Genomic DNA, 14856 nt, shown 5'->3' on the forward strand with positions numbered 1-14856 from the left:
CTGCTTTGCCGAACTACTCTCAGCTCTGAGTCTTTGTCAGCCATAGGTGTCCACCTCACAAATAGGTGGACACCTATGCTCCTCGCTCAGAGTGCTGTTGGGTAGACGTCGATAGTGGATCGCTTACTCTTCAACGACCATGGCGTAGCGCTCGGAGCGGATTCCCATACCGAGTCGACTTAGATCCTGACCCAGTCCGAGTGCCCGGATGAAGCGTGCGTTGCCGTCCGAGATCATCTTCACCTTGCCCGCGATCTGGAGAGCGCGCTCCCAGGCGTTCATGACGAATGCGTCATTGACCGAAACGCACCATATTTCGTCGATGCCGGCTGCAAGAAAATCCGCCGCCGCATCTACGTAGCCGGGAACGTGTTTGGCAGAACACGTCCGCGTGAAAGCGCCCGGCAGTCCAAAGATCACGACGCGTTTTCCGGCAGTTCGCTCCAGCACCGAGAAGTCGTTGGGGCCCAAGGGACACTCGTCAGTCTCTATGTCGATGAACTCGAAGAGACGTGCATCCGGTAACGTGTCACCCACTCTGATCATGGCTGGTCCTTCTTGGGTAATTGCTCTCGGACGTCTCGCCGGCCAGTCTGCATGTAAAGGGCTTTTGTACGAGAGCAGTTTAGGTTTGCCTTCCGGGAGACCGAGCTGACGGCCTCAATGCTTGCTCGACCACAGATCCGTCGGCCGTTAGTCACGGGGGAGCGAGGACGGACGATGGTCCGCCCAGTCAATCGCCGTGTAGAGCCCCTCTAGCCCGGTACGAATTTACGCAGGCATCGATGTGGCCGCAGTGGGCGGCCGGTATAACTTGCGAACGACTCCGGCACCTCAGAAACGTAGACAGCACCCGTTGAGTCGACCGCAATTGCGTGCGGCGCAAGGAACTCCACACCTGGGCAGCTCAGCCGCGCGATAATCGCACCGTCAGGAAGCCGCATTGTTACCTCGCCGGGCAGTTCCTCATACGCACGCCCGAGCCGCCAGGACTTCAGATCCAGAGGCCCACGGGGAAGCTCAGTCACATACACATTTCCCAAGCGGTCAAAAGCCACATCGGTCGGCCGTTGCACGTTGTTCCACACGCCAGCCACCTCACCGTCACGGGAAAAGATCTGTATGCGATCGTTCTCGCGGTCACACACCAGAACGCGCCCCTCGCTGTCAACCGTCACGCTGTGCGGTATGACGAAGCACCCCTCGTCCGCTCCGGGACGCCCCCAGGATCGCACCTGTTGACGATCCCGAGAGAACCGGTGCACGCGACAATTCCGGTAGCCATCGCTAACAAACAGTTCACCATTGCGCGAGGGCGCGGCCTTGGTCGGCCTGTTGAACGGAGGGCCACCAGGCATCCGCTCAAATGCGACCTCGGCACTCGCCGCCCCCGCGTCGTATCCGGTGTCCGACGGGCTACCTGTGCCAATCGTTTCCAGCAGGCGACCGCTTGACTCAAACACGAGGACGCGATGTCCTCCGTCGTCTGCAACGTAGACCTTGTCATCGTGACCGATTGAAATGAGATGCGGCCGGTTGGAAAAGCAGCCAATTCCCCAACGATCCACGATTGTTCCGTCTGGGCTCAATACGGTAACTGGATCATCGCCACGACGCAGGACATATACCCGATCCTGCGAATCCACCGCAACGCCGGTGACGTCGTGGTCCCAACTCTCTTCGCCCCAGCCGGTGACTTCAGCGAATTTCATCTCATCCCTCACTCGGACGCCGTGCGGACCCAGTGCGGTACAAGCCGCTGGACATCGCCAGTCCCATCATCCAGAAGCGCGGGAACGGGATCCTCATCGACGAACCAGTCGCTGAAGTCATACGATTGCCACGCAACGTCCTCAGCGTTAAAAGACGATATTTCGAGGGGGTTGCCGCTGGGGTCCGAGAAGTAGATGGAGGAAATGAATCGATGCGTGTTGTTTGCACCTTTACGCTCGGATACTTCCGATACCGCAACACCCTGGGACAGCAGATGCTCCCTGAACCAAACGACGTCGGCGTGCGAACGCACATCGAATGCGAGATGGTCCAATTTCTGCGGTTCTACCGGCCTGCTCCATTGACTCTTGCTAGCGGCGGGCCAAAGGACCGAGCTCACCGGAGCCGGGGGCCGCTCTGTAACCGTGGGTGCCTCATAGAGCGAAAAAAGCTCCCCGTTGCCCATCTCAAAGAACACCTGACGCACCGTGATATCCACAGCAATCGGGGAGCTGTCCGGCGCTTCATGAGCGGCCGCCCCGCTGGAGTGGTGGGCGGCGGATCGCAGGCCTTTGGCCGTCGTCTCGAATCGCTGGGTTCGCACCACTCGCATACCGAGCACATCACGATAGAAGCGCACCGCTTCGTTCATGTCTCGGGCGAACATGACGAGATGGTTGATTCCCGAAATCCGGCCGGCCGCCGGGCCTGACTCTTGCAGGATTCGACGGTGGCGCGGCAGGTCATCAGTATCAGACGATCCAATTTGTTGGGTTGCCATTGCAGCCATCATTAATACTCCTAATGTTTGTTGGTTTCCCCGGTCTCCAAAATCAGACTACGCATCTCTGACTTGTTAGCCTAAGTAACCTCGGAGATCCGTAGAGCCGAAATGGGGCGAGCTATCGCCCTCCGCTACGAGCCACGTCATGCCGTTACGCATCGAGAACCAGACGGCCCGAGCATGATCTCGAGACGCAGACCATCATTGTCTGACCTGCGGCGCGCTCTTTCTCACTGAGCACTGAGTCGCGGTGGTCAGGCGCTCCACAGAGCACCCGAGTCTCACAGGATCCGCACACGCCCTCTTGACAGGACGAGTCAATCTCCACGCCGTGCTCCTCCGCAACCTCCAGGATAGATCGGTCGGCCGGCACGGTCACCACAAGCTTCGACCGGGCAAATTCAACCTCGAATTCGGTATCGGATTTGGTAGATCCATCCTCGCGACGAGAGAATCGCTCATAGTGGACTCTCTCAGCTGGCCAAGACGCGCAGCTTTCATCGATTGACGAGAGCATGGGCTCAGGGCCGCAGCAATAGAGGACGGTTTCTGGATCGGCCTTCCCGATCAGCGCCGCCAGATCAAACTGGCCTCGGAGATCGCTCTCGTGAAGCGAAACCCTGTCGCCACCGATCGCGAGCGTCTCGTCGACGAAGGCCATCGACTCGGCCGATCGACCGCAGTACACGAGCCTCCAGTCTGCGCCCGCGACGTCGACCTCGGCGATCATGGGAAGGATAGGCGTGATGCCAATGCCGCCTGCGATGAACAGGTATCGCTTTGCCCGCGCAAGGGGGAAATTGTTCCGGGGCGCAGACACACGGATCGCATCGCCTTCTGCGAAGGCGTCGTGGATATGGGCCGATCCACCACGGCCATCGGATGCGCGCCGCACGGCCACCTGCCATTGATGTCGGTCCGTGACTTGCCCGCACAACGAATACTGCCGAACAAAGTCCACGCCATTCGACGCAAAATGGAGATCGATGTGTGCGCCAGGCTCCCAGGGGGGAAGTTCGACACCGTCCTTGCGTGACAACGTAAGGCGTACGACTCCCGTCGCCACAACGTCTTTGCGGGCGATCACAAGCTCGAAGTCGCGTTCAGACATAACCATTCCTTGATGAATGAGCGGGCCGCAGTTGCTGGGCCTCACGGCCCGCTCGACGCAAAGTGCGCGCGATTGAACTGATCAACCGATCAGATTTCGAGGACGACCGCAGCACCTTCGACGGAAACTGGAACAGTTTCGACGCCGGCTTTCAACCGCTCGAGTTCCTCCGGAGATTCGATCGTCACCGGGTAGCTACGCACTTTCTGGTTGGACTTGAAAATCGTCCGCCCCGTCTTGATCTCGAATTCCCAGTGGTGCCAGGGACATGCAACGACTTCCCCGTCACGCACCCAGTGCATCTGCGGTAGACCGTCCGCCGGCAATTCTGCCGTCGAGGTGCCGCGCACGTGACCCTTGCAGAGCGGGCCGCCCATGTGCGGACAAGTGTTTTTCAACGCGTAAAACTGCCCGTCGACGTTGAATACACCGATCCCGCTCTTTACCTTCTCCGGATAGACAATCGTTGACGAGCCGGGCGGAAGGTCGTCTACTGCACCCACTACATATCGCATTTACTGTCTCCTGTTCAGTCCTGGTCGAGCGTCAGGCCGCCTCGGCCGAGACTCGCGACGCGATACGCGGATAGAACTGCACCGCGTTGTCTGCGAAACAACGAGCCCGATCTTTCTCAGACCACGTAGGGAACACGTCCTTCGCGTTTGCGCCGTCCCAATACGGATATCGGCTGCCGAAGACGACGAGCGAGGAGTTGTCGCCACCGATTGTCCCGGCCGCGGTCTTGCTGTGGGGCGAAATCTCGTCGTCAGCCTGCGTCACAAAGCGGACGTGGCGTGCCAGGTAGGTCGTCGGATCATCGCTCACCCACGGAACCTCGACCCGATCCGATTGCCAATCCTTGTCCGTTCGGATTGCCAGCGAGCGCGCGGCGTGCACGCTAAGGTCGCCAAACACGACGCGCAGTTCCGGCAGGCGCTCGAAGACACCTGCGACGATGAAGCTGGTCAGTTGCACGAGCGACGCCATGGGTCGGAGGGCATGATCTTCCGCGAAGAAGCTCGGGAAGCCGACCTGCGACGGCGGCGGCTCAATCAGCGTAGAAAAATCGTCGTGAACATACACAACGAGGCCTCGCTCTGCAGCCGCACGCCAGATCGGGAAGAAACGCTGTTCGCCATAGGTCGCCAGAGCCCGCGCCGGCACGACGAGCTGAACGAACCGGTCATCGTCGGCCCAACGGTCGATCTCCCGCAGCGCCGTATCGGTATCGTTCAGCGCAATACGGATCGAGCCGAGGAATCGCCCTTCAGCTTCGGGAGCTTCCAGCCACTTCTTGTAGAGCAACGTGTTAGCCGCACGCGCAACGGCAGCAGCCTGTTGCGGGTTCGGCCAGTAGCCCCGCGTCGTCGGGCTCAGCACGGCATAGTCGACGCCAGCGGTACGCAGGTGGGCGGCCACCGCTGCCGGGCTCGTTGCCTCCTCCGTCGATACCGCCATTTGATCAAACGGAGAGCGGTACTTCTCGCCAAAAAGCGGCGGCAGCTTCAGAAAGTTCCACGGCGAGCCAATCGCGCGATTGAACTCGACATTGCCCAGGACGGGGTGGATGGCGCAATCGATGATCATCGTGCACCTCCAGCCAGATCGAACCGGTCCACCGGCCGTGTTTTCGGCAGATCGTAGATCACTCGTGCATTCTCATACATGATTCGTCTCTTAATCTCGGCGTCCAGCGAACGCGGCAGCGCCTTGCTCGGCGGGTCGTAGTCGTAGTGCGGATAGTCGCTTGAGAACATCACCAGTTCGGCAGCATTCGCCTCTTCGTAAAGGGCAGCGATCTTGTGCGGATCCGTGTTCTCCTCGATCGGTTGGGTTGCAAACCGGACGTGGTCGCGCACATACTGATGCGGCGTTTTCTTCAAGCCGAGTTCTTGCGCGGTCTTTTTCCAGTGGCGCTCGAGTCGATCCACGAACGGCTGGTACCACAGGAAGCCCCCCTCAATGAACAGCACCTTCATGTTGGGATGGCGGTCGAAAACACCATTGCAGATCCAGCTTGCCAGATGCGCCCCGTATGCCATCGGCGCAATCAGGGAGTGGTACTCGACGAAGTATTGCAGGGGACCCGTCGAAGTCCATCCGAGCGGCTGGGTCGCACCTCCGCGGAAGTGCACTGCAATGGGAAGGTTATGGCGCGCCGCGGCCTCCCAGATCGGGTCATACATAGGATGACCGAACGGGCGCGGTCCATAGTGGCCGATCACCACCTGGCGGAAGCCGGGATGCCCGCCCCACTTGTCAATCTCCTTTGCCGCGCCAATCGGGTCGTCGATGGCAATGGATATCGATCCGACATATCGATTTTCGGCGTTGTACTTGCTCAGCCAGGTGTCAGCAAGCCAGCTGTTCACAGCGCTAGCCAGCGCCGTATCCAGTTTCGGATCGACGGTGAAGCCACGAAAACTCCACGGCAGCAGGATGGCGTAGTCCGTCGGATCGTCGACGAACATCTGCTGTCCAACCATCTCGGGATCGGAGCCGATGTCACCAACCTTCGGGTATGCATCTTTGCGGCCCCCACCCTCCAGCGTCCGATACGTCGGGCGGCTGAAAGGCACGCTGTTGATGAGATTCGGGACATCGCGCCAAGGCGCATCCAGGTAAGGAATCAGTTCTTCGAACGAACGCGGTTCTACGTGAACATCCGTGTCGATCACCTTGATTTCAACGTGCTCGAGTTGGCTGTCCCTCACTTCCGGTCGTTCAAGTGTTGCCGTCGTCATAGAGTGTCTCCTGACAATGTGGGGTCGTCGTCGTATTGCTTTTCGACGATGTGCTGTCGTCGTGATAATCAGTCTGCCTGTATATTTTTCGCATGTCAACGTGCCGACCCATAGGGCGTACCCTGAATGCACGTCCTCGAGGTAGTGCCAGGCATTGCCAAAGGCATAACGAGTCGTATCCAGGATGCCGCTGGAAACGCCCGTCGGATCAACACAAGAACGCAGACGGGAGACGCACGCCGTTCGCGGGCTCTTCACACACCGCGCTCCGGTTGGCATGACCAAGCGGCGCAGGCGCGTGCCACAAACGACTTAGGTAGATTCCCTTACATACTCCGTGACAATATGCAGGCAGACTGAATACACATATACAGGCGGCCTGTTAAAGCCTTGCTCCATAATTTGTGTGGGCCTTGAGAGTGGTTGGCGACTTCAGATCGATCGAAAATCCACGGTCGCCAGAAGCGTCTGCACTTAACCAGTTCGTTCTACATAAGCGCTTCTTTGACTGTGTCCGCCTGCACGGCGGCGCATGGGGGATCCGTTCGTTTGGCGCCTCCACAGGAGGCTGACGCCATTGCGAGTCAGGCGAACCCACTGTCAAGGCAAGCGTTTTCTACAGCTACTTTGTCATACTGATCATCTCCATCAAGGCCACTAGCAAATGGGGACCACCATAACGAACCACCATCCGGGCCGCAGTGGAGTTGCCTGGCGAAGTCCTCCTTGGCCGGCTGGCATCCAAAGTTTTTGTGGGTTCGGGGTGTAAAGCGAAACGGATCCGCATCATTGGCGCTGGGCTGTCGATTCGAGCCATGTCCGGTGAACGAGGATTGCGACCACGGTGGGTGACGCGTTTCCTCTCCCAGGCGCTTTAACAACACATCGGTGCGCGCTCGGGATAGCCGAGGCACTGCGGGAAGAAAATTACCTTTGACTGAGAATTCGAATGGCTGATCGATTGGCGCTTGACCTCCCCAAAACCGCCCTTCTGCTCATGGACATGCAGACGGTGGCGTTCGAGAAATATGTGCCGACGGTGCGTTCTGCGGAATTGCTTGAGAACACAGCGAAGCTGCTCGCGTCTGCACGCGCGGCGGCGATCAAGGTCGTCTACGTGACGGTCGGATTCAGGCGCAACTATCCAGAGATTGATCCGCGCAACGCACTCTTCACGTCAATCAAGGAAGAGGGTCTATTTGCGCTGGAGGATATCAAGACCGCGATTCACCCGGCCGTACGCCCGGCTGCCGGGGACCCGGTTGTCATAAAGCACCGGGTCGGTGCCTTCAGTGGGACCGACCTGCAGATGCTGTTGAGCGCCAACGGCATCGAGACGCTATTGATCGCAGGGGTTACGACTAGCGGCTCGGTGCTCTCTACGCTCAGACAAGCTTTTGATCTGGATTACCGACTGATCGTCGCACGTGACTGTTGTGCGGACCTCGACGACGACGTCCACCAAATGCTCATGGACAAACTGTTTCCGCCACATGCTGAGGTGGTCTTGTCCACAGACATCAGTAACGCGCTCTCAGCCTAGCTTCAGCGCGATCACTTCGTGGGGCGCGATCCAAGGCATCGAATACTTAGACACTTTCGATGATCAAGGTCCGCGATGGCCCTCAGTAATGTGCAGTGCGCGCAGCGGTAGCCCAACCCCAAGCCGCGGGAGCTTTCTTTCTCGCGACTACTCCATGGGGTGCCATTTCGCCCCAATAGTCCAACTCCAAAATACCAATCCCAGAGACACACGTGCAGCGCGTTGACATATACAAACTAGCCGACGAGGCCAGTTTCAATCGCTTTCATTTCAAGGTACTAGTCTGGTGCCTGCTGATCATAGTCGTCGACGGTTATGACCTGACAGTCACAGGCATTGCACTTCCATCCATCATGGAGCAGATGGGGGTCAGTGCCTCTACAGCTGGCTTCATGGCAAGTTCGGCCCTCTTCGGAATGATGTTTGGCTCAATGATCCTCGGCGGACTGTCGGACAAGATCGGCCGTCGATGGACGATCTCCATTTGCGTCTTCTTGTTCAGTGTCTTCACGGTGGGAGCCGGCTTCAGCAGTGACCCGCTCACTTTTGGCGAGTTGCGCTTCCTCGCGGGTCTCGGTATCGGCGGCGTCGTGCCAATCATCATCGCGCAGATGACCGAGTATTCGCCAAAGAAAATCCGCAGTTTCGCGACGACCGTGATGTATTCGGGCTACGCAATCGGCGCGATCGTCGCCGCCTTACTCGGCAAACTGCTCATCGCTAATCATGGTTGGCAGGCGGTGTTCATTGCTGCGGCCGCACCGATTCTCCTGATCCCGTTCGTACTGGACTCGATGCCCGAGTCTTTGCCGTACCTCATCGCAAAGCGGGACGCCGTTCGGCTACGGGCTATCGCTTGCGGTCTTCAGCCTGGCATTCAGCTCGATCGGCGCATTGAGTTCACTGCCCCTGCCCAAGACCGGACCGGCGTGGTGCCCGTTGTGCGGCTGTTCCAGGATGGCCGCGGTGTAAGCACCGTCATGTTCTGGATTGCAATTTTCACGGGCCTGTTTATGGTCCACGCGCTCTCCACGTGGCTCACGAAGCTGATGGCGATGTCTGGGTACAGCCTTGGCTCGGCGCTGAGTTTCGTCATCGCGATGAATGTTGGCGCGATGGTCGGTGCAATTGGAGGTGGCTGGCTCGCCGACAAACTGCACATCAAGTGGGTACTGGTCGCCATGTGTGCGCTTGGCGGCGTCTTCCTGTGCATGATGACGGTGAAGACCTCGACCGAGTTGCTGTATCTCGTCATTGGGGCCGTCGGCGCCTGTACCGTAGGAAGCCAGATTCTCGCCTATGTGTATTGCGGGCAATTTTATCCTCCTGCAATCCGCTCGACAGGCATCGGGATGGCTGTTGGTGTAGGGCGCTCAGGTGCGATCCTCGCGCCGCCGTTGATTGGCCAGATCGTTGCTCTAAAGCTGCCCCTTGAGCAGGACTTCCTGGTGATTGCCTCCACCGGCATCATTGCCGCGCTCGCGCTCGCGTTTACCGGTCGCCAGAACTCGTCAACAGATCAGGGCAACATGAACCGTAAAAGTGATGCTGATGCAGGTCGTCCCGAGGCAAGCTTCTAAACCATGGGGCAGTAGAATCAATCAGACGATGACAGGTGCTCGATCAGATCTACGGATTCATCCCTTTAATTAGCATTCCGATTGACCTAATGTCAGGAGAGCATGGTGCAGTGCATTGAAGTGAACAGAATGGTTGACGAGGCCAGTTTCAATGGCTTTCACGCCAAAATACTTGTCTGGTGCCTGTTGATTACCATCATCGATGGCTGCGACCTCACCGTCACGGGTATCGCGCTTCCCTCGATCATGCAGCAGATGGGGGTCAGCGCTTCGACGGCTGGCTTGATGGCCAGCTCTTCGTTGTTCGGCATGATGTTTGGCTCGATCTTCCTTGGCGCCCTTTCGGAGAAAATCGGACGGCGTTGGACAATCTCGATCTGCATCTTCCTGTTCAGCGTCTTCACCGCGGGAGCCGGTTTCACAGGCGAGCCGCTCTCCTTTAGCGTGCTGCGCTTCATCGCAGGGCTGGGAATTGGCGGAGTCATGCCAAACGTCATCGCGCAGATGACTGAGTACGCGCCGAAGAAAATTCGCAGTCTACTGACGACCGTGATGTATTCAGGCTACGCGATCGGCGGCGTTGTGGCAGCCGTCCTCGGAAAGGTTCTCATCGCCGAACACGGATGGCAGGCAGTATTCATTGCAGCCGGCCCGCCCGTCCTGCTGATTCCGTTCGTCCTGAAGTCGATGCCAGAGTCGTTGTCGTATCTGGTTGCGCGCCGGGACGACCGCCGTCTCCGTGCTGTAGTGCGCCGCCTTCAGCCTGGCATTCGCCTCGAACAGCGACTGGATTTCCGCGTGTCCGAAGAAGACCGTGCTGTGGGTGTCGCTGTCGCCCGCCTCTTCCAAGAGGGTCGAGGAATGAGCACGGTCATATTCTGGATCGCTATTTTTAACGGCCTTTTCATGGTCTACTCGCTTTCCACCTGGCTCACCAAGCTGATGGCGATGTCCGGTTATAGTCTCGGCTCGGCGTTGAGCTTTGCCATTGCGATGAACATTGGCGCGTACGTTGGCGGCATCGGCGGCGGCTGGCTTGCTGACAAACTGCACATAAAGTGGGTGTTGGTAGCAATGTACGCGTTAGGGAGCATCTTCCTGTGTCTGATGACGGTAAAGGTCTCAACCGAATTGCTGTACGTCATCATTGGGGCCGTCGGGGCATGCAGCACGGGAGCGCAAATCGTTGCCTACTCATATTGCGGACAGTTCTATCCGATGCCAATCCGTTCCACAGGCGTTGGCGTGGCTGTGGGAGTCGGGCGATTGGGCGCAATCGTCGCACCACCATTGATTGGACAGATAGTCGCGCTGAAGCTGCCACTTGAGCAGAACTTTCTGCTGATCGCCGCCGCAGGCATGCTTGCCGCGATTGCGCTCGCCTTCATCGACCATAGTCGCTCGGCGTCCAATGAACAAGGCATTGCAGCGCTCAAGGCGCCTCCGCCTGCTCCGGTCGTCCGTGGTCACGCATCTGATTGATCACACAACGAAAAGAATCGATGCTCAATCGAACCCCATAAAACCCAGCGATGAGGTGCGGTCGCGAGCCCGCAGTGTCTTCCTTTCGCCTCTTCGTTACCGAAGACACACCGCACCCACGTTGCCCGGTGACACGGTATTGCCCGGATTCAATCGTTTCGTCCGGGACTGATCCGAAGCGGATACGAAACCCGGGCACGGCGTGCCAAACATGCGGTACAGAGCCGTGCTGTTGGCATGGCCAGTGCCTCCGAAAGTGCCGGCGTGGGAGCCATTGAAAGGGGATAGCGCGAGTGGCAGACCGACACACGCTGTCGCACGCCAATGCAGTGTTCTGTCTAAACACAAGAAAGGACACAAACGCCGCGTACTTCGTCGCCACGCTGTCTTGCGAAGTCGCCCCCCCCGCCGCGGTCGTCGGATCCTACAGCGCACTGCCACGCCGCATTATGTTCGGGAGAAACCGCTTCCCGGACCATCGAGAGCCCCGCTGGATGGCGATGTACGCATCCAGTGGCGCGGATACGGTGCTCGGCGCAATCAAAAGTCAGTCGCGTTCAACCGCACTGGCGACAGCGTTCCCCGCCGCACCTTGTCGGAAGCAACGCGCAGGATCCGCTCTACGTTCTTCCGCAACGCCATCTCATTGCCTTCTCGAGTGCCATCGGACCGGAAGATGTCCACCAGGCATTTTCCCGTCACTTGTATCTCGAGCGCGCGCCCGCCGATTCGGTAGCTGAATAACACGTCTTCGTCATTGTGAAGGAGTGGAGCGTCGAACATGATTCCCCGCGATCTCGAGTTAGCTGTCAATGGAATGCCAAACGATTCCGTTCAGATCGCCGGCTCGCCACGCCGCCGAAGAGCCTGCACGCCGCCGCAAGCGTACCCGGACTGCTCCAGCGTCGCGGCACCTTCCTTCCGCGCTTTGTTCGAAGCGCAAAGATCAACGGCGAGCAACGGATACGGCGAACGCGTTGCTCCGTACTCGACACTGTCAGCCGAACTCCACTTATATCGCCTAGAGGCATCCGGACCGTCAGCACGCCCCCCGGGCACTCGCGAATGGACGAGCTGCCCCAGGGGAGCCACTTGCATAAAAAAAAGCACCGCGGTTCTGCGGTGCTAAAGGTCCAACCCTCTCGCGAACGGAAGGACACGGAAGCCATCAAAGCACTTTGCCTCGCCGCGTGCCGAGGTGGTCACGCGACGCCGAGACCAGGCGCCTACATCAAATCTGCCACTTCAACTTGCTGCCCGGTGCAGACTGCGAACTACGCGAGTCCAGGCATTCTTCTAAAGCCGCTCGCGCTCTGTGCCATTGAACCTGGAATGCGTCGCAACGTATCGCTCCAGGAAACCCTGCAGATCCGCAGACGTGGGGCGGGTACCCCAGCCGCTGCCAGCATTTACAACTGCGAGTGCTATCCAGGAGTCAGGCGGTAGAATGGCTTCGACGATACCATCCCGATCGCTGATCACCAGCTGTCCCGTCGACGGCCAGAAGTGCGCAAGGATCGGCTGGCTATCGAAAAGCACTTCGGCACGTATGCTTCGCGACCTCATGCCGCCCTCCCTCACTAAACTGCCACAACCAACGCATCACGTGCTGTGACAACTGTCTGCGTCATCGGCACTTCCGTCACCAATCAATATCGATCCACCCCGAACACTTCGTGACCGATCGTTAATGCTCTGCACGACCGCCTGTTCCTTCCTCCACCCCAGGCCACTTGACCTGAGAGATTGCGATGAGCGTTATGACGTCATCGCGAGCGTCACCGGCACGACACACCGTGAATGCACCAGGACCGCTGTATGCGCCCCGGATTCATGGGTTCGTCACAAGGTGCCATAGCAGTGCAAAATTCAGTGCCAAGATGGCGGCGACGCAGCCCCACGCCATCACGAGAGGAATGCGTTTCAGGCGAAAGCTGCCCATAAGCTTGCCGTCTGAAGCGAAGCGCACGAGAGGTGCGACGGCCAGCGGCAACTGGACGCTCAGTACGACCTGACTGGCGACAAGCAACTCGTTCGAGCCATGCTCGCCGAAGACGCTGACGGCTAGCAAAGCCGGTCCCAAGGCGAGCAGCCGGGTCATGAGCGCACGCATCCATCTCGCACACTTTAATTGCAGGAATCCTTCCATCACCACCTGGCCAGCCAGCGTCCCCGTCACCGTTGCATTGAGTCCGCAAGCGAGCAGTGCAGCCGCGAAGAGCAAGCTCGCCCAACGGCTTCCGACGAGCGGTGCGATCAACCGATGAGCATCGGCAAGATCGCTGACCTCATAGTGGCCGCTCGCATGGAACACGGCTGCCGCCACAATCAAGAGCGAGGCATTCACGATGAATGCGAAGCCGAGTGAGGCAGAGGTGTCGATATTCACCGCCTTCGTGACGTCAGCGATGGACTGAACATCACCGCCTTTCGCGTGGTCCTTCACGAGCGCCGAATGCAGATAAAGATTGTGTGGCATCACGGTGGCGCCCAAAATGCCGGCGGAAAGCCAGAGGATGCCTGCATGACGCAGCAGCGCGGGAGACGGCGCGAGCCCGGCGAGTACGCCATGCCACGAGGGATTGGCAAGCGCGAGCTCGACCACGAAGCAGAACCCGACGAAAAAAATCAGCGCTGCGACGGCGATCTCCAAGGCGGCTCGGCCCCGACTGAGAAGCGCGAGCATCGCGAACGTGCCGACGGCTGACATGAGCACTCCAACCGTGAGTGAAACGCCAAGCAGCAGTTGCAGCGCCACTGCACTACCGACTACCTCGGCAACATCGCATGCGATGATCGCGATCTCGCATGCGATCCAGAGAAATATTGTGGTCCCGCGGCTATACCGCATCCGGCACAGCTGAGCTAGATCGCGGCCGGTCACTACCCCGACCTTCGACGCTATCCATTGCAGGACCAACCCCATTACGCTGGCCACTAGCACCACGCTCAACAACTGATAGCCATATTGAGAGCCGGCTCCGAGCGCGGTGGCCCAGTTTCCCGGGTCCATATAGCCGACGGCAACCATCGCTCCCGCGCCGACAAATGAAAACCATCGTCCGCGCACGCGAGGTGGTCCGCCCGGTGCTCCGCCGGGTTGACTGCCAGAGTAGTCGGAAACGTAATCAAAAGACGGACGTTCTGCCGAGCCAGTTCCAACGCAATCACCGGAATCGACCGAGACGCAGGTTTCAACGCGGCAACGGGTCGCCTTTCCGTATGACCACGCCGATTGTTGGATGCTTGTCGCCATTGTCCCCTCGTCTATGCAAGGAACCACGGAATCGCATGCAGGCCATGCTTCGTTCCGAGGTCCCGCATCTTATTTAATACTCCTGAGCTTTGCAAACTCTATGCTCAATGCTGCATAGGTGAGATTTCGAATCAAGCATTCACGATCTCGCGCAAACCCCAGAACCACAGCCAACGGAAACGAGCCCTCCGGCCCAATCCGGCACCACATTTGTTTCACCGCGAACGGACGACCCTACGTGGCGAAAAGAAAGCGCCTGAAGCATACGCAATCCGCTCGCCTCGTTGCAATGCATTGGGACGGCCTCCCCATCCGCCAGGAAGACACCACGAGGTCATGGTGCTTTTCGCCCACCATATATACAGTCTGCCTGTATATTAATGTCGTGTCAACCGTTCCTGCGATCGAAAAGGCAGTCAGGCATGTCACTAGTCCCACTCCGCACACGCCGTCACCCAAACTATCGACGAACTCACCTATGACGTCACACAGGCGACGCACAGTCGGCCGCTAGCGATTCTCAACGACCAGGTTCACCAACTGAAACCGGGATAGTGGCTCTCAAAGGAAACGCGCCGCTATGACGCGGCGCCGAACTTGACTGAGGACAGCGCGAACGGCGGTGCGCAGTTCTGAAGTTGAG

The 14856-nt window shown here is 58.7% G+C and carries 11 protein-coding genes and 1 pseudogene; 3 read left to right on the forward strand and 9 right to left on the reverse strand.

Annotated features, from left to right (window positions below):
- Positions 1-126: 126 nt before the first annotated feature.
- The 7 genes and pseudogenes from AB4Y40_RS41505 to AB4Y40_RS41535 all read right to left on the reverse strand — a co-directional run.
- Positions 127-546 (reverse strand): annotated as a pseudogene (locus AB4Y40_RS41505) (peroxiredoxin); the annotation flags it as partial.
- Positions 547-755: 209 nt separating this feature from the next.
- On the reverse strand, positions 756-1712 hold the full coding sequence (locus AB4Y40_RS41510) for a hypothetical protein (RefSeq protein ID WP_368692801.1): 957 nt from the start codon (positions 1710-1712) through the stop codon (positions 756-758).
- An 8-nt stretch (positions 1713-1720) separates the two neighbouring features.
- Positions 1721-2506: a VOC family protein gene (locus AB4Y40_RS41515; protein ID WP_368692802.1), complete on the reverse strand. Its 786-nt coding sequence runs from the start codon at positions 2504-2506 to the stop codon at positions 1721-1723.
- Positions 2507-2648: 142 nt separating this feature from the next.
- Positions 2649-3608, reverse strand: a complete 960-nt coding sequence (locus AB4Y40_RS41520) for a 2Fe-2S iron-sulfur cluster-binding protein (protein WP_368692803.1) — start codon at positions 3606-3608, stop codon at positions 2649-2651.
- An 89-nt stretch (positions 3609-3697) separates the two neighbouring features.
- Entirely contained in the window at positions 3698-4123 is a 426-nt protein-coding gene (locus tag AB4Y40_RS41525; protein ID WP_368692804.1) for a Rieske (2Fe-2S) protein, read from the reverse strand.
- A 31-nt stretch (positions 4124-4154) separates the two neighbouring features.
- Positions 4155-5195 carry an amidohydrolase family protein gene (locus AB4Y40_RS41530; RefSeq protein ID WP_368692805.1) on the reverse strand — a complete coding sequence of 347 codons (1041 nt, stop codon included), beginning with the start codon at positions 5193-5195 and terminating at the stop codon, positions 4155-4157.
- Complete coding sequence (locus AB4Y40_RS41535; protein ID WP_368692806.1) at positions 5192-6352, reverse strand: amidohydrolase family protein; 1161 nt, start codon at positions 6350-6352, stop codon at positions 5192-5194. Before AB4Y40_RS41535 ends, AB4Y40_RS41530 begins: the two co-directional genes overlap by 4 nt.
- A gap of 949 nt (positions 6353-7301) precedes the next feature.
- Here AB4Y40_RS41535 and AB4Y40_RS41540 point away from each other — a divergent pair.
- The 3 genes from AB4Y40_RS41540 to AB4Y40_RS41550 all read left to right on the forward strand — a co-directional run bounded on the left by AB4Y40_RS41540 (position 7302) and on the right by AB4Y40_RS41550 (position 10957).
- Complete coding sequence (locus tag AB4Y40_RS41540) at positions 7302-7895, forward strand: cysteine hydrolase family protein (RefSeq protein WP_368692807.1); 594 nt, start codon at positions 7302-7304, stop codon at positions 7893-7895.
- Between the two features lie 212 nt (positions 7896-8107).
- Positions 8108-9475, forward strand: a complete 1368-nt coding sequence (locus tag AB4Y40_RS41545) for an MFS transporter (protein ID WP_368692808.1) — start codon at positions 8108-8110, stop codon at positions 9473-9475.
- A 102-nt stretch (positions 9476-9577) separates the two neighbouring features.
- Entirely contained in the window at positions 9578-10957 is a 1380-nt protein-coding gene (locus tag AB4Y40_RS41550; protein WP_368692809.1) for an MFS transporter, read from the forward strand.
- Between the two features lie 540 nt (positions 10958-11497).
- Here the strand turns inward: AB4Y40_RS41550 and AB4Y40_RS41555 are convergent.
- Positions 11498-11740 (reverse strand): hypothetical protein, encoded by a 243-nt coding sequence (locus AB4Y40_RS41555; RefSeq protein ID WP_368692810.1) that lies wholly within the window; start codon positions 11738-11740, stop codon positions 11498-11500.
- 1048 nt (positions 11741-12788) lie between these two features.
- Positions 12789-14213, reverse strand: coding sequence for an Nramp family divalent metal transporter (locus AB4Y40_RS41560; RefSeq protein WP_368692811.1), 1425 nt, complete (start codon positions 14211-14213; stop codon positions 12789-12791).
- Between the last annotated feature and the right edge of the window lie 643 nt (positions 14214-14856).

The sequence above is a fragment of the Paraburkholderia sp. EG287B genome, from assembly GCF_040965595.1.
In the GTDB taxonomy this organism is placed as follows: domain Bacteria; phylum Pseudomonadota; class Gammaproteobacteria; order Burkholderiales; family Burkholderiaceae; genus Paraburkholderia.